This is a genomic window from Actinomyces sp. oral taxon 171 str. F0337 (assembly GCF_005696555.1).
Classification (GTDB): Bacteria; Actinomycetota; Actinomycetes; order Actinomycetales; family Actinomycetaceae; genus Actinomyces; species Actinomyces oris_E.
The window spans coordinates 2,286,187-2,312,001 of record NZ_CP040005.1; the positions used below are offsets into that span (position 1 = coordinate 2,286,187).

Below are 25,815 nucleotides of genomic sequence, written 5' to 3' on the forward strand. Positions count from 1 at the left end.
CCACGTGTTTTCTGTGGTCCTCAGCGTCGGGCTCCGACGCCGTACGAATCCTGTTCCGGCATCGTCGTCCGCTTGTACGATAGGCGGCACGACCACCCCCTGGGGTAACCGCAGACTCACGAGCCGCTGAGGACGTCGGCTAAAGACGTCGGGGAGATTCGTAGCATGACCACACGCCACCCATCCATTTCTCCCACGCGTATTCGCTTCGGAAGTCGTCCCGCAATCGCCGCAGGTTTCGTCAAGCGGCAAGGGCAGGATGAGCTCTTCGAGGCCGTCTTCGCTCGCTCCCAGCCTCATACAGTTCTGACGGGGATGCGAGGAAGCGGCAAGACTCAGTTGGCCGCTGCGGTTGCGGCCAGGTGCGAGGAGAGGGGCTGGCCCCTGGTTGCGTGGATTCATGCAGCCTCACGCAAGGAGCTCCTTGCCGGTCTCTACGAGCTCGCACTGCGGATCGGTATCGATGCGCCGAAGAACATCCCTCTGGAGGTCATTGTTCAGCGCCTCCTGGATCAGATGCGCTCAGCAGAGGCAGCGGACCGTCTCTTCGTCTTCGACAACGTGGAGAACCCCGACGACCTGCGAGACCTCATCCCCGAGGGCACTGGAGTCCGGGCCCTCATCACCACCACGCACCACCTTGACTGGGACGGCCCGGGGTGGCTGCGGTTGACGGTTGGCGCCTTCGAACGGGAGCAGTCGATCACCCTCCTGTGCGAGCACACCGGTGACACTCACCGCGAAGCAGCTGACCGGATCGCGGAGGTGCTCGGCGACGTGCCCCTCGCCATCACCCAAGCCGCAGCGACAGCACAACAGGGTGGATACGCCTCATCCGGCTACCTTGACAGACTGAGTCGTCACCCGCTCGAGTCACGCATCAGTCGCCTCGAGGGCGACGACTACCCGGACGCCGTCGGCATCGCACTGCTCATGGCCTATGAACAGGCCCTGGAGCAGCTCAGAACCACGCACCCTCAGCAGGAGAGGATCGCCGTATCGCTCCTCGGCGCGCTGTCCCTCCTGGCTGCTTCCGGAGTGCCGACTCACTGGCTCTTGGCGCTCGACGGCGACTCCGATACAGTACGCGACACTCTGTCTGTTCTGAATAGTGCTTCCGTCATCCAAGAATCCAGCAACGGCGACAAGACCTTCATTCACTGGCTCCAGGGACACGCGTACCGGGAAACCTACCTGAATGACCAGAAGAAGCTCGGTGAGGCGCGTACGTGCGCCGCATCAGTTCTCAGCGGGATTGACGTAGACCGCCTAGAGGATGGTGAACAGCGGCGAGACGAGACCCACCATCTCATCGAGCAGTTTCTCTCAGTCACATCACAGGAATACTCTCATTCACTGTTTTCTGAGCCACAGGTGTCTTCAAAGCTCGCCGAGACACTGCACTACGCGACCAGCCTTGGGATGTCGCAGCTGGCCCTTGGCCTCACTGACTCCGTGACCCGGGCCTGCGACGTCTTGGGCCCCCACCACCCCGACACCCTCACCTCACGCAACAGTCTCGCCGGCTCCTACCGGGATGCGGGCAGGCTCGACAAAGCCATCGCCCTGTACGAGCAGATCCTCGAGGACTCCATCCGCGTCCTGGGTCTCGACCATCCCCGCACCCTGACCTCACGTTTCGACCTCGCCGGCGCCTACAGAGCGAGCGGCAGGCTCGAGGAGGCCATCGCCCTGTACGAGCAGGTTTTCAGCGGCCGCAGCCGCGTCCTGGTCCCCGATGACCGCAGCACCCTCACCGCGCGTGACCATCTCGCCGACACCTACTGGGAAGCGGGCAGACTCGACGAGGCCATCACCCTGAAAAAGCAGATCCTCGCAGACGCCATGCGCATCATGGGTGCCGACAGCCCCGGCGCTTCGGCCGCACGTAGTAACCTCGCCGCTACCTACCGGGATGCGGGCAGGCTCGACGAGGCCATCCCCCTGTACAAGGAGAACCTCGAGGAATTCACCCGGCTCGCGGGCCCCCATCACCCTGAAACTTTGGTCTCACGCCACCGCCTCGCTGGCGCCTACCGGGACGCGGGCAGACTTGACGAGGCCATCGCCCTGTATCAGCAGAACCTCACCGACTTCACCCGCCTTGTGGGTCCCGACCACCCTGAAACCTTGGCCTCGCGCGGCACGCTCGCCGGCGCCTACCGGGATGCGGACAGGCTCGACGAAGCCATCCCCCTGTTCGAGCAGAACCTCGACGACGTCGCCCGCACGCTGGGCCTCGACCATCCTGAAACCTTGGCCTCACGCCACAGCCTCGCCGGCGCCTACCGGGAAGCGGGCAGGCTCGACGAGGCCATCCCCCTGTTCGAGCAGAACCTCACCGACTTCATCCGCATCCTGGGTCCCGACCGCCCCGACACCTTCACCTCACGTAGCACGCTCGCCGGCGCCTACCAGGCAGCCGGCAGGCTCGACGACGCCATCCCCCTCTTCGAGCAGAACCTCGAGGACCGCACCCGCACCCTGGGACCCGCTCACCCTGTCACTCTCACCTCGCGCGGCAACCTCGCCGGCGCCTATCGCGCCGCGGGAAGATTTGAGGATGCGGAGAAGCTCTTCGGGACGCCGTGAGAATTCTGTTTCGTCACCGCTGACCGCTTGTACGATAGCGGCATGGCCGATCCCCTCTCCCTCGCTGTCCTGTCTGCCAGCATCACCGGGCTGCTCATGCGCGGAGCCGCTGTGGCCGTTGATCCTTCGTGGAGCAGCGCGGCGTCACTGCCAGGCGAGGCCCTCAACGCATGGCGCAGCCTGAGACGTCTGCAACAGGGGCGAGGTGGACAGGAGAATCCACTGGAGGCCTCCATCAAGGCCCGACTTCAGAAGCAGGTGGATGACGCCAGCGAACGGTACGAGCGGACCAGCGTCACTCAATCCGCCCTGGCTGGAGCCGTCACCGAGATGGAGGTGGCACTCACGGAGCTCAGCGGTGACGACGCCGCAGTCATTGAGGCGGTGCGGTTCCCGGACAACTTCGAGACCTACCTCCGACGGCAAACGGTCGGCCGCCGCCAGAACGTCGAGGCGGCAGCCGAACCCTTCTTCGATGACCTGACCCGCATCGTCGCCGAAGAGTTCATCCGTCTCACGCCGGGCTCGCGGGCGTTCGACATCGCCGCGCTCAAGCAGCTGCTCGCAGGCCAGGAACAGCTGCTTGCCGGGCAGGAGCAACTGCTGGAGGGGCAGGCAGAGACTCACGGACTGCTGGGGGCTATGGCGACGGATATCAAGGAGATCCATGGCGCAATCCCGCGCGGACAATCCGCCTCACCCACGCGGATTCGCTTCGGCAGCCGCCCCAAGGTCACTACAGGCTTCGTCAAGCGAGAAGGGCAGGACGAGCTGTTCGATGCCGTTCTTACCCGCGCCGAGCCTCGTACGGTACTGACCGGGATGCGAGGAAGCGGCAAGACTCAGCTGGCAGCCGCGGTTGCCGCCAAGTGTGAAGAGGGGGGCTGGCCCCTGGTCGCATGGATCAATGCAGCCTCCCGCAAGGAGCTTGTCGCCGATCTCTACGAACTCGCACTGCGCATCGGTATCAATGCGCCGAAGGATGTCCCTCCGGAGACTATTATTCGGCGCTTCCTGGATCAGCTACGCTCAGCAGATGCGGCGGACCGTCTCTTCGTCTTCGACAACGTGGAGAATCTCGACGACCTGAGAGACCTTACCCCAAAGGGCGACGGAGTTCGAGCCCTCATCACCACGACGCGCCACCTTGACTGGAACAGTTTGGGGTGGTCACCAATGGTAGTCGGCGTCTTTGAACGGGAGCAGTCGATCGCTCTTCTCTGCCAACGCACCGGTGACGCTCACCGAGATGCGGCTGACCAGATCGCAGAGGTGCTTGGCGATCTTCCTGTCGCCGTGACCCAAGTGGCTGCGACAGCAAGATGGGGTGAATACACCTTATCCGGCTACCTTGACAGGCTGAGCAATCACCCGCTCGAGTCAAGTATCAGCCGCCTCGAGGGAGATGACTACCCGGACGCCGTCGGGGGCGCACTGTTCATGGCGTACGAACAGGCCTTGGAACAACTCAGAACCAAGCACCCTCAGCAGGAGAGCGTCGCCACCTCACTCCTTGATATTCTATCCCTTCTGGCCGCTTCCGGAGTACCGACTCACTGGCTTCTGGCGCTCGACGATGACTCCGACGCAGTCCGAGACACCCTGTCATTCCTGAAGAGAGCATCAATTCTCCAAGAATCCATCGACAGCAACAAGACCATCATTCACCGCCTCCAGGGGAAAGTTTACCGCGAAACCTACCTGAGCAATCCAGAGAAGCTCAACGAGGCACGTGCGCACGCAACATCTCTTCTCAACGAAATCGACGTGGACCAGCTAGAAAATTTTGAACAGCAGCGACAGGAAACACGCAATCTCGTCGAACAAGTAAGTGCTGTCACACCTCAACACCACTCTCACCCATTATTCTCCGATCCGGATTTTGCTGCACTACTTGCAACGACTCTGCGGAATGCGACCGACCTTGGGATGCCACATCTGGCACTTGCCCTTACTGATTCTGTTACGCGGGCGGGCGACACCCTGGGCTCCGATCACCCCAGTACCCTGACCGCACGCCTCAGCCTCGCCGGCGCCTACCGGGAAGCGGGCCGGCTCCACGAGGCCATCGAACTGTTCGAGCAGAACCTCGACGACCGCACCCGCATCCTGGGCCCCCACCACCCCGACACCCTCACCTCACGCGACAACCTCGCCGACGCCTACCGGGAAGCGGGCCGGCTCCACGAGGCCATCGAACTGTTCGAGCAGAACCTCGACGACCGCACCCGCATCCTGGGCCCCCACCACCCCGACACCCTCACCTCACGCGACAACCTCGCCTACGCCTACCGGGAAGCGGGCCGGCTCCACGAGGCCATCGAACTGTTCGAGCAGAACCTCGACGACCGCACCCGCATCCTGGGCCCCCACCACCCCGACACCCTCACCTCACGCAATAACCTCGCCGGCGCCTACCGGGAAGCGGGCCGGCTCCACGAGGCCATCCCCCTGTACGAGCAGAACCTCGACGACCGCACCCGCATCCTGGGCCCCCACCACCCCGACACCCTCATCTCACGCGACAACCTCGCCTTCGCCTACCAGACAGCGGGCAGGCTCCACGAGGCCATCCCCCTGTACGAGCAAACCCTCACCGACTCCATCCGCATCCTGGGCCCCCACCACCCCGACACCCTCATCTCACGCAACAACCTCGCCTTCGCCTACCAGACAGCGGGCAGGCTCCACGAGGCCATCAAACTGTTCGAGCAGAACCTCGAAGACAGCACCCGCATCCTGGACCCCCACCACCCCAACACCCTGCTCTCACGCGACAACCTCGCCTTCGCCTACCAGACAGCGGGCAGGCTCCACGAGGCCATCAAACTGTTCGAGCAGAACCTCGAAGACAGCACCCGCATCCTGGACCCCCACCACCCCAGCACCCTCACCGCACGCCACAACCTCGCCAACGCCTACAAGACAGCGGGCAGGCTCGAGGAGGCCATCGCCCTGTTCGAGCAGAACCTCGAGGACCACACCCACATTCTGGGACCTGCCCACCCAGGCACCCTCACCGCACGCAACAACCTCGCCAGCGCCTACCACGACGCAGGCAGGCTCGATGAGGCCATCCCATTGTTCGATCAGACCCTCGAGGACCGCACCCGCATCCTGGGCCCCCGCCACCCCAACACCCTGACCTCACGCAACAACCTCGCCATCGCCTACCACAACGCAGGCAGACTCGACGAAGCCATCCCCCTGCTCGAGCAGACCCTCGAGGACAGCACCCGCATCCTGGGACCCCACCACCCCGACACCCTGACCTCACGCAACAACCTCGCCATCGCCTACCAGGCAACCGGCAGGCTCGAGGAGGCCATCGCCCTGTTCGAGCAGAACCTCGAGGACCGCACCCGCACCCTGGGACCTGCCCACCCAGTCACCCTCACCGCACGCAACAACCTCGCCGGCGCCTATCGCGCCGCAGGCAGGATTGAGGATGCGGAGAAGCTCTTCAGGACGCCGTGAGAATTCTGTTTCGGGGACGCTGACCGCTTGTACGATAGCGGCATGGCCGATCCCCTCTCCCTCGCTGTCCTGTCTGCCAGCATCACCGGGCTGCTCATGCGTGGAGCCGCTGTGGCTGTTGATCCTTCGTGGGGCAGCGCGGCGTCACTGCCAAGCGATGCCCTTAACGCGTGGCGCAGCCTGAGACGTCTGCAACGGGGGCGAGGTGGACAGGAGAATCCGCTGGAGGCCTCCATCAAGAGCCGTCTTCAGAAGCAGGTGGATGACGCCAGCGAAAGGTATGAACTGGCCGGAATCAGTCGATCCATCCTGGCTGGAGCCGTCACCGAGATGGAGGTGGCGCTCAAGGAGCTCAGCGGTGACGACGCCGCAGTCATTGAGGCGGTGCGGTTCCCGGACAACTTCGAGACCTACCTCCGACGGCGGACGGCCAGCCGCCGCCAAAACGTCGAGGCAGCAGCTGAGTCCTTCTTCGACGACCTGACCCGCATCGTCGCCGACGAGTTCATCTACCGCGCTCCAGGCTCGCGGGCTTTCGACATCGCTGCACTCAAGCAGCTGCTCGCAGGCCAGGAACAGCTACTTGCCGGGCAGGAACGACTACTAGATCAGTACACGAAAACTTACGAGCGCTTGGACAGGATTATCGACAACATCCAAAACACACGCGCTCAACTACACGCCACCCCCACACAGATTCGGTTCGGCAGCCGCCCTATGGTTACCACCAACTTCGTTCCACGAACAGCGCAGAATCAACTCGTCGACGCCATCTTCTCCCACAACGAGCCTCGTACAGTATTGACGGGGATGCGAGGAAGTGGCAAGACTCAGCTAGCCGCTTCGATTGCATCCAAGTGCGAAGACGAGAGATGGCCCATCGTCGCATGGATCCACGCGGCCTCACGCAAGGATATTATTGGCGATCTCTACGAGTTCGCGCTGCGGAGCGGCGTCAACGCAACGAAGGACACCCCTCCAGAGATCATCGTTCGGCGTATTCTAGATCAGCTACGCTCAGCAGATGCGGCAGACAACCTCTTCGTCTTCGACAACGTAGAAAACCTTGACGACCTGAAACACCTCATCCCTGAAGGTAAAGGAGTCCGGGTCATCATCACCACCACACGTCACCTTGACTGGGACAGTCTCGGATGGCACCCAATCACAGTCGGCGTCTTTGAAAGAGATGAGTCGATCACTCTCCTCTGCGAACGCACTGGCGACACTCACCGCGATGCGGCGGACCAGATCGCAGAGGCTCTTGGCGACCTCCCCGTCGCCATAACACAAGCCGCCACGACAGCCCACAATGAGAGATACACCCTCACTGAATACCTCAGCAGACTGAACAACTTTCCACTAGCAGCCACTATCGATAAACAAGAAGGTGAACATTACCCACAAGCAATCAGCACAGCCTTATGGCTTGCATGCAAAGCGACAATAGGCAGCATCAAGAAGAAGAACTCCACGCAGGGGAAATTATCACTCCATCAGATGAACACGCTATCCCTACTCGCCTCACCGGGAGTACCCATCACCTGGCTGGAAGATTATAACGACACAGAGAACGCCAAGAAGTCTCTCAGTGCACTATTGAACTCCTCGGTGTGCCAAATCTCAGCAGACGGCAAGAAGGTTCTAATCCATCAACTTCAAGGACGAGTTTTTAGAGAGAACCATCTCAGCACGAAAACAGAGCTGAACACTGCTGTTTCCACGGCAATTCATGTGCTGGAGAGCATTAGCACACACACTGAAGACATTCTAGACAGAGAACGACAAGAGACGCAGAACCTCATCGAACAGCTAAGCATCATCGCCTCCCAAGAATACTCACTTCCTTTATTTGCTGACCCCACCATCGCCACAATACTCGCGAGAACCCTTCAAAATGCCTGGCGACTCGGCATGCATCAGATTACACTCACCCTCATTAATCCACTCACTAAAGCTAGCGACATTTTAGGGGTAGATCACCCTGACATCCTCGCATCACGTAACAGCCTCGCTGATGCCTACCTACTAGAAGGGCATATAGAAAAGGCTGTCAAGTTAGTTCAGCAGAATCTCAAGTACTCCAGAAAACTACTTGGAGACACACATCCAGCCACCCTGGCCTCACTCAACACCCTCGCTAATGCCAGCCGAGACAGCGGCAATATCGAAGATGCCGCCTCCCTGTTCGAGAAAATCCTCGCTGATCGCATCCGCATTCTGGGCCCCGATCACCCCGACATCCTGACCTCACGCAATAATCTCGCTGGCACTCTCCAAGAGGTAGGCAAGCTCGAGGAGGCAATCATTCTGTATAAGCAGAACCTAGAGGATTCTAAACGCATTCTCGGGCCCAGCCACCCCGGAACTCTCACCTTCCGCAATAATCTCGCTGGCGCTTACCAAGAGGTGGGCAGGTTCGAGGAGGCAATCATCCTACTCGAGCAGAATCTCAAAGACCGCACTCGCATCCTGGGCCCCGACCACCCCGATACCCTGGCCTCACGCAACAACCTCGCCAACGCCTACCAGGCTGCCGGCAGACTCAACGAAGCCATCCACCTGTACGAGCAGAACCTTGAGGACCGCATCCACATCCTGGGCCCCGACCACCCCGATACCCTGGCCTCACGTCACAACCTCGCCGATGCCTATCGGGACATGGGCAGGCTCGATGAAACCATCCACCTGTACGAGCAGAACCTTGAGGACCGCATCCACATCCTGGGCCCCGACCACCCCGATACCCTGGCCTCACGCAACAACCTCGCCAACGCCTACCAGGATGCAGGCAGACTCAACGAAGCCATCACCCTGCACCAACAGAACCTTGAGGACCGCATCCACATCCTGGGACCCCACCACCCCGATACCCTGGCCTCACGCAACAACCTCGCAGTCGCCTACCAGGATGCAGGAAGAATTGACGAAGCCATCACCCTGCAGGAACAGAACCTTGAGGACAGCATCCACATCCTGGGACCCCACCACCCGCATATCCTCACCGCACGCAACAACCTCGCAGTCACCTACCACGACGCGGGCAGGCTCGACGAAGCCATCACCCTGTACGAACAGACCCTCACCGACCTCACCCGCATCCTGGGACCCCACCACCCCAGCACCCTGACCTCACGCAACAACCTTGCAGTCACCTACCTGGACGCCGGCAGGCTCGACGAAGCCATCACCCTGTACGAACAGACCCTCAAAGACTGCACCCGCATCCTGGGCCCCCACCACCCCGACACCCTCATCTCACGCAACAACCTCGCCAGCGCCTACCAGGACGCCGGCAGGCTCGACGAAGCCATCACCCTGTACGAACAGACCCTCAAAGACTGCACCCGCATCCTGGGCCCCCACCACCCCCACACCCTCACCACACGCCACCACCTCGCCGAGGCTTATCGCGCCGCGGGCAGATTCGATGATGCAGACAGCCTCTTCAAGACGCCGTCGGACTCCGAAGAGGACGAGCAGAAAGACAGCGAGGACAACCCGGACCAGGAGACCGATAGCTGACCGCCACAAGGCGCAGTCTTTGATGTCGGTGGGCTGTGAGACAGTGTCGGCATGCGGATCCTCCACACCTCCGACTGGCACCTGGGGCGCACCTTCCACGGGCGCGTGCTCGATGACGCGCACGCCGCCTTCGCCGACCACCTCGTCGAGCTCGTCGCCGCCGAGTCGGTCGATGCCGTCCTCGTCGCCGGGGACGTCTACGACCGCGCCATCCCACCCAACGACGCCGTCGCCCTCCTCGATGAGACGCTGCGCCGCCTGACCGAGCGCACCCGGGTGGTCCTGACCCCCGGTAACCACGACTCCGCCCCCCGCCTCGGCTTCGCCGCCGACCTCATGCGCGAGGGCCTCATCATCCGGGCCCGCACCGCCGGCCTCGACCGTGGCATCATCCTGCCCGACGCCGACGGCAACGATGCCGCCATCGTCCACGCCCTGCCCTACCTCGACCCCGACGCCGCCCGCGAGATCCTCCCGCCCCTCCTCACCGAACGCCTCGGCGAGGAGACCCCCGCGAAGCACACAGTCGGAGAAGACCAGGACGAGAGCGGGGATACCGCCTCCCATCCGGACTCGCCGGAGCGCCCGCGCCTGCCCCGCTCCCACGAGGCCGTCGTCTCCGCCGCCCTGCGCCTCGTGGCCGCGGACCTGGACCGCCTGCGCGCCGGCCGCAGCCGGCGCCTGCCGAGCCTGCTCATGGCCCACGCCTTCGTCGTCGGCGGCGAGGCCTGCGAGTCCGAGCGGGACATTCGCGTCGGCGGCGTCGACTCCGTGCCCTCCGGCGTCTTCACCACCCTGGGCGGCTCGCCCCTGGCCGAGCACAGCGGCGGCCTGGACTACGTGGCCCTCGGCCACCTCCACCGGCCCCAGGAGCTCACCCGGCCCACCGGCCCACGCCTGGTCTACTCCGGCTCGCCCCTGCCCTTCTCCTTCGACGAGGCCGAAGGCGCCCGCAACTCCGCCACCAAGTCCTCCGTCCTGCTGGATCTCAGCGCCGACGGCGTCACCGGTTGTGAGCGCATCCCCACCCCGGTCCTGCACCAGGTGCGCACCCTGACAGGCACCATGCCTGAGCTCCTCTCCCCCGCCTTCGACGACGCCACCGGCGCCTGGGTGCGTGTCATCCTCCAGGGCGAGCGGCCACCCGGCGCCCTGGCCACCCTCAAGGAGCGCTTCCCCGACCTCCTGGCCTTCCAGCACGAGGCCCCCACGCGCACCGCCCGCGAGCGCATCACCGTCACCGCCGCGGCCGACCCGCTGCGCATCACCGAGGACTTCTTCGACGACGTCTGCGGGCGTGCCCCCGAGCCCTCCGAGCGCGGCGTCCTGCGCAGCGCCTACGAGTCCGCCCTGGCGAGCGCGAGGAGCGAGCGATGAGGATCCACTCCCTGACCATGACCGGTATCGGCCCCTACGCGGGGCAGGAGCACATCGACTTCGACGCGGTGGGCGCCTCCGGCCGCTTCCTGCTCACCGGCCCCACCGGCTCGGGCAAGACCACCATCATCGACGCGATCGTCTTCGCCCTCTACGGGGACGTGGCCGACTCGGCCGACTCCTCCAAGGAGCGCATCCGCTCCACCCTCGTGGGCCCGCACACCGAGAGCGTCATCGAGCTCGTCTTCTCCACCGGCGCCGGCGTCTACCGGGTGCGCCGCACCCCCACCTACGAGCGGGCCAAGCGGCGCGGGCAAGGCACCACCACCCAGAACGGCACCGTCAAGCTCTGGCACCTGGCCGAGGTCGGCGGGGAGCCGCTCGATGAGCCCGTCACCCGCGTGGGCGATGCCGACGCGGAGATCGCGCGCGCCGTGGGCTTAAGCCGGGAGCAGTTCACGCAGACGGTCGTCCTGCCGCAGGGCAAGTTCGCCCGGTTCCTGCGCGCCGACTCCTCCGAGCGCCAGCACCTCCTCAAGGACGTCTTCGGCACCGGCATCTACGACGCCATCCAGGACGCCCTCATCCAGGCCTCCCGGGACGGGGCCAAGCGGGTCGAGCAGGCCGCCGCCGACCTGCGCGGGCAGGTCACCTCCCTGGGACGGCACCCCCTCCTCACCGAGGCCCCCTCCCCCACTACCACCGCAGATACCGGCGAAGAGGCCGCCGACGCCGATCAGGCGGTTCTCCCGGAGGACTCGTCACGGGAGGGCCCGTCCGGAGGGACCCAGGAGACACTGGCGCTGCCCACGGAAGACGCCGAGCTCGAGGCGCCGGAGGAGGCCGACTCCGCCCCTGCCCAGGCACCGGCCAAGGTCTTAGAGGCGGCCATGGCGGGAGCCGCCCCAGACCTGGCGGCTCTCCGCGGCATCGGCGCCAAGGTGCTGGAGGCCTCCAGCCACCGGGTCGCATCGGCCGACGCTCGGGCCGAGGCCGCGGGGAAGGCCCTCACCCGGGCCCAGTCGGCCCGCGACGAGGCGCAGAGCCTCCACGACCTCCTGGAGCGACGTCGTGTCCTCATTGAGGAGAATGAGCGGCTGGCTGAGCGCGCCGAGCAGGAGGCCACAGACGCCCAGCGACTCCAGGACGCCGAGCGCGCCTCACGGGTGCGGCCCTACCTGGTCGCCGAGAAGGCCGCCCGCAGCCGCGCCCAGCAGGCCGTCACCGCACTGGCCGCCCGCGCCGACCAGAGCAGGCTGGCCCACCTCGCCGAGCAGACCGGAGTCACCAGTGCCGGCAGCGCGGAGGATGCCACCGGCAGCGAGGCTGACAGCCATGGCGCCGCGGTGACGCCCGCCGCCCTCGTCGAGCCCCTGGTCCGTGAGGCGCAACGCCAGCTCGCCGCCCTCGAGGATGAACCCAGCGAGGCGAGGGCCGGCGATGCCAAAGTGGACACGGCCCCGCAGAACTCGGACGCGGCAGAGCCCCCTATAGCGGCCGGCGAATCGGAGTCGGACCGCGCTGAGGCCCTGAGCCCCCGCAGCCTTGACGACCTGGCGCACCACTGCCGTCGCGAGCACGGGCAGCTCGAGACCCTCGTGGACCTGGAGGCCGGCCTCCCTACACGCGAGAGCGCCTCGCAGCAGCGGGAGGCGGAGCTGCAGCGCGCCTCCGGCCAGCTGGAGCAGCGCACGGAGAAGCTCGCCGAACGTCCCGCGCAGCGCACCGCCCTGGTGGAGACGCTGGAGGCGGCACGCGAGGCCCGCGCGGGTCTCGACGGCCTTCAGGACCGCCGCACCCGAGCCGAGGAGCATCACCGGGCAGCCCTCGCCGTCGAACAGCTCAGCGCCCAGCTCGCCCAGCGAGACGCCGCCTGTGCTCAGGCGGCCGCGCTCGCGCGGGAGGCGACCGAACGGGTTCGTACCACCCGCCTGGCCTGGATCTCCGGGACCGCCGGGGCACTCGCCGGTGAGCTCACCGAAGGCGAGCCCTGCCCCGTGTGCGGCTCAACCACGCACCCCTCCCCCGCCACCGCAGGCACCGACGGCGCCACCCGCCAGCAGGTCGAGGCCGCCGAGGAACAGCAGCGGCAGGCCGACGAGGCACTCAGCAGCGCCGTCCGGGAACGCGACGCCTGCGCCACCCGGCTTCAGGAGGCCCAGCGCACCAGTGACGGCATGGATGCCCCCGCCGCCAAGGAGGCACTGGAGGCGGCCGCCACCGCCCTGGCCACGGCGCAGGCAACAGCCGACGGCGTCGAGGACCTGGCCGGGCGCCTCGAGGCCTTCGATGCCGGCACCGAGCAGGAGCGCACCGCACTCGATGCCGCCCGCTCCACCCAGGAGTCCGCCCGCAGCCGCACGGAGGCCGAGCGCGAGGCCCTCGCCCAGGACCAGCAGCGCTGCCTGGAGGCGCGCGGGACCTGGCCGAGCGTCACCGCACGCGCCGCCGCCCTCCTCGTGCGGGCCAAGGAGGCCGAGGACGCCTCACAGGACATCGACACCGCCCGCACCGCCCTGGCCCAGGCCCGCAGCGCCCTGGCCGACCTGGCCGCCGCACTGACAGAGGAGGGCTTCACCAGTGCGGCCCAGGCAACGGCGGCCCTCATGGAACGCGGTGCCATCGAGGCCCTGACGGCCAGCGTGCGCGCCGCCGCCACCTCCCGGGAACGGGTTCGCCTGGGGTTGGAGGACCCGCAGATCGCCGCCCTGAGCGGCCAGGAGGAGGACCGTCTCGAGGCTGCCGCCGCCGAGCTCGCCCGGGCCGATGCCGCCGCCCGGCAGGCCGCCTCCGTTCAGGCGCGCACCGCCGAGTCCCACGAGCACCTGCGCCGGGCCGTCGACGGCGTCGAGCAGGCGGCCGCCGCCTATGAGGAGGCGGCCGGCTCCAGCGCCGACCTCATCCGGGTGGCGGCTCTGGCCCGCGGGGAGAACGACGCCGGTACACCCCTGGCCACCTGGGTGCTGCAGGCCCGATTCGAGGAGGTCCTCGTCTTCGCCAACGAGCGCCTGTCCCAGATGTCCTCCGGACGCTACGAGCTCATCAGGGTCGCCGAGGAGACCAGCCAGCGCCGACGCCGCAAGGGGCTGGGTCTGGCCGTCGTCGACCACCTCGGTGACGAGCGCACCCGCGACCCCCGGACCCTCTCGGGCGGGGAGACCTTCTACGTCTCCCTGTCACTGGCCCTGGCCCTGGCCGACGTCGTCTCGGCCGAGTCCGGGGGCGTGAGCCTGGAGACCCTCTTCATCGACGAGGGCTTCGGCACCCTGGATGCCGACACCCTCCAGATGGTGATGGCCGAGATCGACCATCTGCGCGCCGGCGGGCGCACCGTCGGCATCGTCTCCCACGTGGCCGAGCTGCGCGACCAGATCGCCGAGCGCATCGTAGTGCGGCGCGTCGTCTCAGGCGGATCCACCCTGAGGGTGACCGCCTGAGACCGCGAGCCCCACTCCACCCGTCGCCCTCCTGAGGCAGGTCGACCCTACCCCTGCGACCTTCAGCCCCGGAAGCGAGGAGGAGCCCTCAACCCCCTTCAGGCTCGGCATTCTTGCTGGTCATGGAGAACGGAGGCGTCACCAGGCACGCCAGCAGCGGTCTGAGCCCAACCTCCTACCGCACCTGAGCCTAGCCTTCACCGCCGGCCGAGCCGTCATCACCCTGCTGACCGTCGCCGCCTTCCTGACCGGCACCGTCCTGAGATCCGTCCTGGGATCCGTCCTGCTGGTCCCCGGACTGGTCAGTGCCCTGCGAGTCAGTTTCCTGCGGGGCGACGCCCTGCTCGGCGGCCTTCTCCTTGACCGTGTTGAGGATGCTGACGAGGTCGTCCCGTCCGGGGAAGGACGCTCCTGATTGCAGCGTCTTAAGGGCCTGGTCGACGTTGCCGATCTTGATCTGACCGGAGAAGCTCTCCGCCTCGGCCATGGTCTGCTTCTTGAGCACGCCCGCCCCGTAGTAGATGCCCGCTCCCGTGGCCACCAGGGGCAGGAACAGCGCCGCCAGCACCAGCAGGGCCGCAGGAGCCTTCGGCTTGGCTCTGGCCAGGGCCGTGCACGCGACGAAGAAGGCGATGAAGGCCAGCAGCGCGCCACCGCCGACTGCGCCGACGGCGCCCCAGTTCGGTGTCCAGCTCTGAGTCGAGATGATCTCGAAGACGTGGAGCGTGGTCAGCAGCGTGTAGGTCCCCCATCCCAGGGCGCCGGAGGCCGCGAGCACCATGATCGTGCCCACCGGCAGCGCGGCGGTACGACGGCGCTCGGGCGGGCGAGGTAGCTCGACCGGCGGCTCCGGCTCGGGCTCGCTCCAGGTCGCCTGCACCGGCACCTCGGAGGCCATGGGCCGCGTGGGCTCAGGGTTGACGTAGACCGGCTGGACCTGCTGAACCGGCTCAGCCGGGTAGACCGCCTGCGTCGGCATGGCCATCGTCTGCGGCGCCGCGGGCGTGGGCTGAAGGACCTGGGTGTACTGGCTGCGCTGGTCCGGGGAGGCGGCCAGCTGCGGGGTCGACGTCGACGGCGGCAGGTACCCCCACCCCTCGCCTCCCGGAGGCATGGCGATGGCCTCCGTGACCCCCGGCTGCGCCTCCATCTGGTCAAGGTCGATCCGCTCGGTGGGCCGTCCGCGGTCAATGTGATCGTCACGGTCGGCGCGGTCAACGGCCGCGTCCACCTCTGCGTCGTCGTCGAACTGCGGCCCACGGGAGAGAGGACGGGACACGATGAGGCTCCTTGCCACGGGGGGGTATCGATTGGGTCTCTGTCCCCGAGGCTACGCCACCGACGCCGTAGGCACGAGGAGCCTCAGGTCCTCGTGCGGTGACTCACCGCATGTTGTCTCGCACTGCGAGCGCCGAACGCGGGGACAGGACCACATGGCCCGTGCACGCATCACCGGTCAGCAGGTCCGTGCCCATGACTCCAACCACCTCGGCGGCCCGGTCACCGTGGTTGAGCAGGAAGAGAACCTTGCCGCGCCGCTGGGCTTCAACGCCGTCGGGCAGGTCGGCCACGACCGGCCGCACCCGGGCGTGCGCGCACACGAGTCTCAGCAGGGCGGCCCGGCTGAGGGAGTCGAGGTCGGCGGCCACGTACCAGCCCGCTCCCGCCCCCGCCACGGTCCGCCGGGTGACGGCGGGGCGCCCGGCCAGATCCGCTCCCCCGCCGCGGCCGTCGAAGACCGCGACGACCTCAACCGTCCCCCGGTCCTGACCGGCCTGAGCATCCTGGGGTGCCTCGTTGGACCCCGCGTCGACACGAAGCTCCTCGGCCCAACCACCGGCACGCAGATCGGGGGCCGGCGTGCCCATCCGTTCCAGGACCCGGCGCAGGGGCTCACTGACGGCCTCCAGTCCCACCCAGGTCTCTGAGCCGGGAGTCCCGACGGCGCGGCTGAGGCGGCTGACGAGCGCGCCACGGGGATCGGACTGCCCGACCGGTCCGGTCAGGGCGGCGTGATCAGTGACCCGCACCCCCAGCAGCGGCCGCAGGGCTCCCAGGTATCCGCCCAGGACCGCGCCCGCGCCGGTGTCAACGACCCCGGTGGGGCCGGCCACGACGACCTGGGCGCCCGCGGTGACCGCCCGCTCCAGGTGCCCGGCGAGCTCGGGACGGTCGATGAACACTGCGGGAACGATGATGAGGCGATAGCCGTCCAGTCTCCGGCCCACCGGGACGATATCGGTGGCGATCCCGGCCTCCCACAGGCTGCGATGCCAGGCGCGGGCCGCCTCGAAGCGCTCACCGACCTCGACCGGGCCGATGGCGGTGCTCAGCGCCCACTGGCTCTCCCAGTCCAGGACGACGGCCGCCTCGGCCCGCACCGGCTCCCCCAGGACCGGTCCGAGCCGCCTGAGCGCCTGCCCGGTGGCCACGGTCTCCTCCCAGGTGCGGCTGTCGCGCCCGGCATGGGGAACCATGCCGGAGTGGAAGGTCTCGGCGCCCTGACGGGACTGACGCCACTGGAACTGCAGGACGCCGTCGGCGCCGTGGGCCACGCGCGCCAGGGACCACAGGAGGTGCTGGCCGGGACGCTTGGGGGAGTTGCGCCTGCGCCACTGGACGGCGCTGGGCGCCTGCTCCATGAGGATCCAGGGACGTCCGCCGGCCAGGCCCCGCATGAGGTCACCGGCCCAGGCGACCTCGTGGGCGGCTGCCGGGTCGGCGGGATCGGGGTAGGAGTCGTCGGAGATGACGTCGAGGGACTCGGCCCAGCGCCAGTAGTCGGTGGCCGGGAAGTCGCCCATGAAGTTGGTGGTCACCGGCCGCTTCGAGCGCTCCCGCAGGATGCGGGCCTCGGCCTCCATGAGGCTGCGCAGCTGGTGGTCGCTGAAGCGCCTCCAGTCCAGCATCTGGGCGGGGTTGGGGAAGGTGGGCATGGCGGCGGGCGGGGCGACCTGCTCCAGGTCCGTGTAGCGCTGGGACCAGAAGTCGGTGCCCCAGGCGGCGTTGAGGCGCTCGACGTCACCGTAGCGCTCGGCCAGCCAGGCCCGGAAGGCCCGGGCGCAGGCGGGGCAGAAGCACTCGGCGGTGTGACAGCCGTACTCGTTGCCGATGTGCCACATGACGACGCCCGCGTGGTCACCCAGACGCTCGGCCAGCGCCGCGGCCAGGGCCGCGGAGCGCTCCCGGTAGACGGTCGAGCTGGGGCAGTACTGCTGGCGCGAGCCCACGCCCAGGCGCACACCGTCGGCGCTCATCGGCAGGGACTCGGGGTGGTCGGTGGCCATCCAGGCGGGCGGTGAGGCGGTGGCGGTGGCCAGGTCGACGGCGATGCCTGCCTCGTGGAGACGGTCGACGATCTCCACCAGCCAGTCGAGCTCGTAGCGGCCCTCGCGCGGCTCGAGGCTCGCCCAGGAGAAGATCCCTAAGGAGACCAGGTTGACGCCGGCCTCGGTCATGAGCTCGAGGTCCTCGGCGAGGGTGGCCTCGTCCCACTGCTCGGGGTTGTAGTCGCCGCCGTAGGCGGGGCTGGCCAGTCCCAGCAGCTCGTGCGGGGCGAGGCGGGGCGTGGCGGTGCCCGGTGCCTGCTCTGTTCGGGGCGTGGAGGCTGAGGGCGAGGGAATCGTCATGGGGCGATTCTCCCCCAACCTCTCCCCTACCCCGTGCACCGCGGTCACCCGGGTCGGCGGGGCCGTGCGGGCTCAGCTGATGGTCGAGCGCGAGCTCGTCAGCCAGGCCAGCGGCACGGTGGTGAGGAAGAGCCCCTGCCACTCGCGCTCCCACAGCAGGGCGATGTCACCGCTGGGCAGCTGGGCCATGCACTGGTAGACGTAGTGGCGCGGGTTGACGACCCGGTTGTGGGGCCAGGTGGCGCCGTCGTCCTGGCTGAGCCGTAGGACGCCGCACCCGCGGAAGGGCAGCATCCGGGAGGCGTTGGCGAAGACGATCCCCCGGCCGGCCGCGCCGTCGCCGTCCCCCACGCTCGCTGCGCGCTCCAGACCGGTGACGGCGATGGCGTTGGGCTGGGAGAAGATCTCGGGGAGCTGCTCATCGTAGTCGACCTCGCCCCAGGTGAAGCCCCCGTCGTGGGACACGGCGTGGGCGACCCTCCCCGAGGGGTGCTGGTTGCGGGCCCACACGTGCACGGCGCCGTCGGATCCTTCGACGAGGACGGACTCGTAGAGGCTGGCCCGCTCGTCGGCGAGGTCCCGGGAGTGGACGACGGCGCCCAGGACCTCACGTCCGTCGTTGGGTGAGGCCCCCAGGGTCCAGGTGGTCCCGCCGTCGTCGGAGCAGATGGCGGCGCAGGACAGGTAGGCGGTGCCACCGGCCTCGTGGCTGTAGTAGACGGGCACGAGGATGCGTCCGGCGTGCTCCGGTGCGGTCAGCTGGATGGCGTTGCCGGGGCCGGTTCCCAGGAAGCACATCCAGTCGGTCTTGACCTGGGCGGTGATGTCGATCGGCTCTGACCAGGTGGCGCCGTCGTCGTCAGAGGTGATCATGAGCAAGTGGGAACCACGGTGCTGGAAGAGGCAGTCCTCGGGGGCCTGCTCGTGGGCGAGGTAGATGCTGCCGGCCGCCCGACCGCCGAGGAGCACGTCACCTGCGCGGGCCCCGGCTGCATCGTCGTCACTCAGGACGATGCGGTAGTCGGTGGCCTCACCTGAGGCGGTGAGGACGCTGCCGTCGGGCTCGACGGCGAACAGCTCGCCGTCGCGGTTGTGCAGCACGCGGCGCCCCAGCTCGTCGAAGCCGGTGCCGACTGCGGCGTTGGGCTGGCCGATGCCGCCGGGGAACTGGTCGACCAGGCAGATGACGCGTCCGCTGGAGCGGTCCTGGACCAGGACGGAGTCGATGAGGCTGGCTCCCAGCGCCCCGGTGCCCGGGAGGCTGAGCAGGGTGCGCATCTCCTCCCATGTGGTCCCGCCGTCGAGGCTGCGGCGCATGACGAGGTTGATGTCGTTGGGGGCGTCGTTGGGGATCGAGACGCGCTGGTCAGCGCCGGCCAGGATGACGCCGCTGTCCAGGGCGAGCAGGGAGGGGATCCGGTAGGACTCGGCGCCGTGGTAGCCGGTGTCGAACAGGGCGCGCGTGGGCAGCGGGGCGGCCCCGGCCAGGCGCTTGATCTGGGCGTCGGTGAGGGCGGCGTCGTAGACCATGGCGGTCTGCGCCTCGCCGAAGAGGCGCCTGCCGTCCAGGTCGGCCCCCACCACGACGCGCGTCACCGGCGCGATGTCGGCCAGGAAGGCGCTGCCGGGGGTGAGGGCGACCTGGTAGCCGTCGACGTGGATCTCCACCGCGCCGCGCCCCGAGGTGACCACGACATCGTGCCAGGTCCCGTCGTCCCAGTGGCCCGGGGCGCACGCCTCGAGGAGGGGCTCGCCCTCGGGCGAGTCCTCACCGGGGAGCACGCGGTAGGTCAGGCCTCCCGCGTCGATGTCGAGGTGGAGGGTGCCGCCCTGGCCGCTCGCGGCGATGATGGTGCCGGCCTGGCCGCGGCCGCGGGTGCGGAACAGTGCCCGGATAGAGCCGGCGGACAGGGCTCCGGTGCGGCGGGCGTCGCGGGCGGAGAGCTCACTGGCCGCGAACTGGACCAGTGGGGTGGCGGCCAGGGACTGGGCCATGACGGCGCGGTCGCTGAGCGGCTCGTCCCAGGCGGCCAGGCGGGTGACCGTGGCGATCCCGTCGGGGTCGATCACGACATCGGTCAGCCCGATCTGGGCGAGGAAGGCCGGCAGCGTCGTGGAGAAGCACTCGTAGCCGTCGGCGTAGAGGTGGGTGCCGGTCTCGTTGACGGTCAAGGCGATCGTGTGGGGGCGGCCGTCATCCAGGCCCAGGGCGTCCTCGGCATCGAGTACCCGCCGCTGGGCACCTCCCTCGCCCCCCGATCCAGGGCCGTCCTCCGGGGCACCGTCCGCGCCGAGGACCTGCTCACCGTCGAGGCGGCCTGCGCGCAGGGACAACGTGATCCGTCCCCTGGTGCCGGTGAGCACGATGAGGGTGGCGTCGGCCCTGGCCGCGACATCGAGAAGAATCGTGCCCTGCCTGCAGGCGGCCAGGGCAGCGACATCATGCTCGCCAAGACTCAGGAAGGAGGTCTCGGATGCGGTGAGATCGAAGAGCATGGGGATGTCCTTAATGCCGGCATCAGCTCTCCACCGGCGTTGTGCGACCGGCAGTGCCGTGCGCGACGGTGCGTCACCGCACATCCAGTCATATGATGTCTGATGTATCGCGCACTGTAGCACGATCCCAGAACCTCAAGGAGACCACATGTCCGCCACCTCAGAGAATCGGACTGAGAAACCCGCCGAGCCCAACGCCGTACCCTTCGTCGTCGGTGCCTACCCCATGCTTCCCCCGAATGACGAGGACCGCCGCGGGGCTGCTGCCCTCTACGCCGCCCTGGGCGACCTCGGCTGGGTCGACGGCATCGAGCTGCCCTTCCGGGAGGCGCTCGACGCGCCCACGCCATGGCTGGTCGAGCAGCTGGCGGGGCGCTTCACCCAGTGCGTCGTCACGGCGATTCCGGGAACCATGGGACGTGCCGGGGCCGATCCCGCCTTCGGCCTGGCCTCCCCCGACGACGATGGACGCGGCCAGGCGCTGGCCTACACCCGCTCGCTGCTCGAGGCGGTCGACCGCCTCCACGAGGCTGCGGGCCAGCAGCTCATCACCCGGGTGGAGCTGCACTCGGCGCCTCACCATCAGGCCGGCGCCGAGGCCTTCCACGCCTCCTTGAGCGAGCTGGCCGAGGACTTCGCCTCCCGGAACCTGGGGATGATCGTGGAGCACTGCGACGCCGAGGGCGGTGTGGGTCCCTCGGAGAAGGCCTTCCTGTCGCTGTCCCAGGAGATCGCCGCCTGCCGGGACACCTCGGCGCTCATCACCGTCAACTGGGGCCGCTCGGTCATCGAGACCCACGACCCGGCCACCCCGGAGAGCCACGTGCGCGAGCTCGTGGAGGCCGGCCGGCTGGGAGGTGTCATGATCTCCGGCGCCGGTCCCGAGGAGACGCAGTGGGCCTGGGCGTGGGCCGACGCTCACCTGCCGCTGGCCGAGCACGAGCCGACCAGCTGGCTCACGCCGGGGCGGGTGGCCGCCACGATGCAGGCCGCAGGGGGCTCCCAGGTCTACGAGGGCCTCAAGATCAACACTCCGGCGAACGCCTCCCTGGAGGAGAAGCTCGCCTGGATCGGCCGCCTGCGCGAGACCATGCTCACGGTCTGAGTCCCGCTCCGCTCCTCTCCACCCGACCTCATACGACGTTCGGCCCGCTCCCCTGCCGGGGAGCGGGCCGAACGCTATACGAGCCTGAGGCCCCGTGGGCCTGGTGAGGGCTCGATCAGAACTCGACGTCCTCGCTGCTGGAGAAGCCGGTACGGAAGTCCTCTGAGAAGTCCGCACGCAGGTCCCCGCCGAAGTGGAAGTCGTCCAGGGCGACGGACTCGCCGAAGACGCCGTCTCCCAGGTCCACGCGGGAGAAGACCTCGGCCTTGACCGTCTCGGTGGGCTCGACCTCGATGTCGGAGTAGCGGGCCAGGCCCGTGCCGGCGGGGATGAGCTTACCGAGGATGACATTCTCCTTGAGGCCCAGCAACGGGTCGGACTTGCCATTCATGGCGGCCTCGGTGAGCACGCGCGTGGTCTCCTGGAAGGAGGCGGCGCTCAGCCAGGAGTCCGTGGCCAGCGAGGCCTTGGTGATTCCCATGAGCTCGGTACGGCCGGTGGCGGTCTTGCCGCCCTCGGCCATGACCCGGCGGTTCTCGGCGCGGTAGTGCATGACGTCCACGAGGTCGCCCTGGAGGAGGCGGGTGTCCCCGGAGTCCAGCACGGTCACGCGGCGCAGCATCTGGCGCACGATGACCTCGATGTGCTTGGAGTGGATGTCCACGCCCTGGGAGCGGTAGACCTCCTGGACCTCCTCGACGAGGTGGCGCTGGGTGGCGGCCACTGAGCGCAGACGCAGGACCTTCTTGGGGTCGACCGGTCCCTCGGTGAGGGCCTGCCCGGGCTCGACGTGGTCGCCGTCGCCCACCAGCAGGCGCTGACGGCGCGAGACCGGGACGATCACGTCCTCCTCGCCGTCGTCGCGGGTGATCACCAGGCGCTTGCCGTCGGCATCGTCCTCGATCTTGAGAGTGCCGGCGGCCTCGGCCACGGCGGCCTCGCCCTTGGGAGTGCGGGCCTCGAAGAGCTCCTGCACACGGGGCAGACCCTGGGTGATGTCGGCGGCGCCGGCCGCACCACCGGTGTGGAAGGTACGCATGGTCAGCTGCGTACCGGGCTCACCGATGGACTGGGCGGCGATGATGCCGACGGCCTCACCGATGTCGACGCGTTTCCCGGTGGCCAGCGAGCGGCCGTAGCAGGCGGCGCAGGTGCCGACGTTGGAGTCGCAGGTGAGCACGGAGCGGACCGTGATCTCCTCGATGCCCGCGTCGATGGCGGCCCGGATCTCGGCGTCGCCCAGGTCGGCGCCGGCCTCGATGACCAGGTTGCCCTCGGCGTCGATGGCGTCGCGCGCCAGGGTGGTGCCGAACACGGTGGTGCCCAGGATCTCCGAGGGCTCCTTGATGCGCTCGTCACCCGCGTCGATCCAGGAGAAGATCCGCTTGGTCAGGCCCTTGCGGGTGCCGCAGTCCTCCTCGCGGACGATGACGTCCTGGGATACGTCGACCAGACGACGCGTGAGGTAGCCGGAGTCGGCGGTACGCAGCGCCGTGTCCGCCAGGCCCTTACGGGCGCCGTGGGTGGCGATGAAGTACTCCAGGACGCTCAGGCCCTCGCGGTAGTTCGACTTGATCGGGCGCTCGATGAGGCGCTGCTTGGGGTCGGCCACCAGACCGCGCATACCGGCGAGCTGGCGGATCTGGTCCCAGTTGCCTCGGGCCCCGGAGACCACCATCTGGTAGACGGTGTTGCGCTGCGGGAAGTTCTCGCGCATCGCCTCGGCGACCTCGGCGGTGGCCTTGGTCCAGATGTCGATGAGCGAGGCGTAGCGGTCGTCCTCGGTGAGGGCACCGAGCTCGAACTGCTCCTCGATCTCGGCGGCCTCGTTCTCGTAGCGGACGAGGATCTCCTGCTTTGCCTCCGGGGAGACGACGTCGGCGAAGGCGACGGTGATACCGGACCAGGTGGACCAGTAGAAGCCGTTGGCCTTGAGGGCGTCCAGGGAGGCGGCGACCTCGACGCGCGAGTAGTTCTCCGCCAGGGCGTTGACGATGTTGCCCAGCTGCTTCTTGTCAACGATGTAGTTGACGTAGGGGAAGGTCTCGGGCAGCGAGGTGTTGAACAGGGCCCGGCCCAGCGAGGTGCGCAGGGTGATCGGGTCCCCCTCGCTCCAGTCCTCGGGCGGCTGCCAGCCCTCGGGCGCGGAGATGCCCTCCTCGAAGCGGATGTCGCAGGCGGCGTTGACGTGGAGCTTGCCGAAGTCGTAGGCCATGACCGCCTCCGCGAAGGAGGAGAAGGCCGGAACGATCTCGTTGCCCTCGGCGTCGCGCTCGACCTCCACCGCCGGGTCGGGGTCGGAGGTGAGGTAGTAGGTGCCGATGATCATGTCCTGGCTGGGCATGGTCACGGGGCGCCCGTCGGAGGGCTTGAGGATGTTGTTGGAGGACAGCATGAGGATGCGGGCCTCGGCCTGCGCCTCGGCGCCCAGCGGCAGGTGGACGGCCATCTGGTCGCCGTCGAAGTCGGCGTTGAAGGCGCCGCACACGAGCGGGTGCAGCTGGATGGCCTTGCCTTCGATGAGCTGGGGCTCGAAGGCCTGGATGCCCAGGCGGTGCAGGGTGGGGGCTCGGTTGAGCAGCACGGGGTGCTCGCGGATGACCTCGGCCAGGACGTCCCAGACCTTGGGGTTGGCGCGCTCGACCATGCGCTTGGCGGCCTTGACGTTCTGGGCCTCCTTGAGCTCGACGAGCCGCTTCATGACGAAGGGCTTGAACAGCTCCAGGGCCATCTGGCTGGGCAGACCGCACTGGTGCAGCTTGAGCTGGGGGCCGACGACGATGACGCTGCGGCCGGAGTAGTCCACGCGCTTGCCCAGGAGGTTCTGGCGGAAGCGGCCCTGCTTGCCCTTGAGCATGTCGGACAGGGACTTCAGCGGGCGGTTGCCCACACCGGTGACCGGGCGGCCGCGGCGGCCGTTGTCGAACAGGGCGTCGACGGCGTCCTGAAGCATGCGCTTCTCGTTGTTGACGATGATCGTCGGGGCGCCCAGGTCCATGAGCCGCTTGAGGCGGTTGTTGCGGTTGATGACGCGGCGGTAGAGGTCGTTGAGGTCACTGGTGGCGAAACGACCACCGTCGAGCTGGACCATGGGGCGCAGGTCCGGTGGGATGACCGGGATGTTGTCCAGGACCATCGACTCCGGGGCGGTGCCGGTCATGCGGAAGGCGTTGACGACCTTGAGGCGCTTGATGGCGCGGGTCTTGCGCTGGCCGGTACCGTTCTCGACGATCTCGGCCAGGGCTGCGGCCTCACCCTCCAGGTCGAAGCTGCGCAGGCGGGCCTGGATGGCCTCGGCCCCCATGGAGCCCTTGAAGTAGATGCCGTAGTCGGCGACCATGTCGCGGTAGAGGACCTCGTCACCCTCCAGGTCACCGACCTTGAGGCTCACGAAGCGGTCCCACACCTTGTCCATGTGCTCCAGGGCGCGCTGGTTGCGGCGACGCATGGCCGTGATCTCACGCTCAGCGGTCTTGCGGAGCTTGTCGCGCTGGGAGGCCTCGGCGCCCTCGGACTCGAGCTGGGCGAGGTCCTCCTCGAGGCGCTGCTGGCGCGCCTCGACCTCGGCCTGGCCGGACTCCTCGAGGTGCTTCTTCTTGACCTCCAGCTCGTTGCGCAGCGAGGGCAGGTCGTCGTGACGGCCCTCCTCGTCAACCTCGGTGACCATGTAGGCCGCGAAGTAGATGACCTTCTCCAGGTCCTTGGGCGCGAGGTTGAGCAGGTAACCCAGGCGCGAGGGGACGCCCTTGAAGTACCAGATGTGGGTGACCGGCGCGGCGAGCTTGATGTGGGCCATGCGCTCGCGACGCACCTTGGAGCGAGTGACCTCGACCCCGCAGCGCTCGCAGACGATCCCCTTGTAGCGCACGCGCTTGTACTTGCCGCAGGCGCACTCCCAGTCCCGGGTGGGGCCGAAGATCTTCTCGCAGAAGAGGCCGTCCTTCTCTGGCTTGAGGGTGCGGTAGTTGATGGTCTCGGGCTTCTTGACCTCGCCGTGGGACCACGAGCGAATGTCCTCCGCGGTGGCGAGGCCGAGCTGGATCCTGTCGAACACGTTGGCGTCGAGCACAGTTCCTACTTCCGATGGTGAATCTCATCAGGTGGTGGTCTGGGGGCGTTCCGTCGTCGTTGTTCCATGACTCCGACGGCGCCTGCGAGCCTGGTGGGAGGGCGGGCG

10 protein-coding genes are annotated in these 25,815 nt (G+C 67.7%); 6 read left to right on the forward strand and 4 right to left on the reverse strand.

Translation table 11 applies throughout. The annotated features are described in order from the left end of the window. The first annotated feature begins 165 nt into the window (after window positions 1-165). From FBF36_RS09890 to FBF36_RS09910, 5 genes are read left to right on the forward strand one after another with little or no spacing between them, the layout of a single operon-like run. Window positions 166-2,592 carry a tetratricopeptide repeat protein gene (locus FBF36_RS09890; protein ID WP_050792637.1) on the forward strand — a complete coding sequence of 809 codons (2,427 nt, stop codon included), beginning with the start codon at window positions 166-168 and terminating at the stop codon, window positions 2,590-2,592. Window positions 2,593-2,634: 42 nt separating this feature from the next. Further along, a complete protein-coding gene (locus FBF36_RS09895) occupies window positions 2,635-6,069 on the forward strand; it encodes a tetratricopeptide repeat protein (RefSeq protein ID WP_138137453.1) in 3,435 nt (1,144 codons plus the stop codon). Window positions 6,070-6,111: 42 nt separating this feature from the next. Next, window positions 6,112-9,594, forward strand: a complete 3,483-nt coding sequence (locus tag FBF36_RS09900; protein ID WP_138137455.1) for a tetratricopeptide repeat protein — start codon at window positions 6,112-6,114, stop codon at window positions 9,592-9,594. Window positions 9,595-9,645: 51 nt separating this feature from the next. Next, window positions 9,646-10,971, forward strand: coding sequence for a metallophosphoesterase family protein (locus FBF36_RS09905; RefSeq protein WP_138137457.1), 1,326 nt, complete (start codon window positions 9,646-9,648; stop codon window positions 10,969-10,971). Then, window positions 10,968-14,408, forward strand: a complete 3,441-nt coding sequence (locus FBF36_RS09910) for an AAA family ATPase (RefSeq protein WP_138137459.1) — start codon at window positions 10,968-10,970, stop codon at window positions 14,406-14,408. Before FBF36_RS09905 ends, FBF36_RS09910 begins: the two co-directional genes overlap by 4 nt. 190 nt (window positions 14,409-14,598) lie before the next feature. Here the strand turns inward: FBF36_RS09910 and FBF36_RS09915 are convergent, their stop codons facing one another. From FBF36_RS09915 to FBF36_RS09925, 3 genes are all read right to left on the reverse strand, one after another. Beyond that, entirely contained in the window at window positions 14,599-15,687 is a 1,089-nt protein-coding gene (locus FBF36_RS09915) for a hypothetical protein (RefSeq protein ID WP_034491588.1), read from the reverse strand. A 103-nt stretch (window positions 15,688-15,790) separates the two neighbouring features. Continuing rightward, window positions 15,791-18,037 carry a beta-galactosidase gene (locus FBF36_RS09920; protein WP_138137461.1) on the reverse strand — a complete coding sequence of 749 codons (2,247 nt, stop codon included), beginning with the start codon at window positions 18,035-18,037 and terminating at the stop codon, window positions 15,791-15,793. A 72-nt stretch (window positions 18,038-18,109) separates the two neighbouring features. Continuing rightward, window positions 18,110-20,533 carry a sialidase family protein gene (locus tag FBF36_RS09925; RefSeq protein ID WP_138137463.1) on the reverse strand — a complete coding sequence of 808 codons (2,424 nt, stop codon included), beginning with the start codon at window positions 20,531-20,533 and terminating at the stop codon, window positions 18,110-18,112. Between the two features lie 148 nt (window positions 20,534-20,681). Here FBF36_RS09925 and FBF36_RS09930 point away from each other — a divergent pair, with 148 nt between their 5' ends. Next, window positions 20,682-21,638 (forward strand): DUF4862 family protein, encoded by a 957-nt coding sequence (locus FBF36_RS09930; RefSeq protein WP_009395461.1) that lies wholly within the window; start codon window positions 20,682-20,684, stop codon window positions 21,636-21,638. A 115-nt stretch (window positions 21,639-21,753) separates the two neighbouring features. Here the strand turns inward: FBF36_RS09930 and FBF36_RS09935 are convergent, their stop codons facing one another. Continuing rightward, window positions 21,754-25,707 (reverse strand): DNA-directed RNA polymerase subunit beta', encoded by a 3,954-nt coding sequence (locus FBF36_RS09935; RefSeq protein ID WP_009395460.1) that lies wholly within the window; start codon window positions 25,705-25,707, stop codon window positions 21,754-21,756. Window positions 25,708-25,815 lie beyond the last annotated feature (108 nt).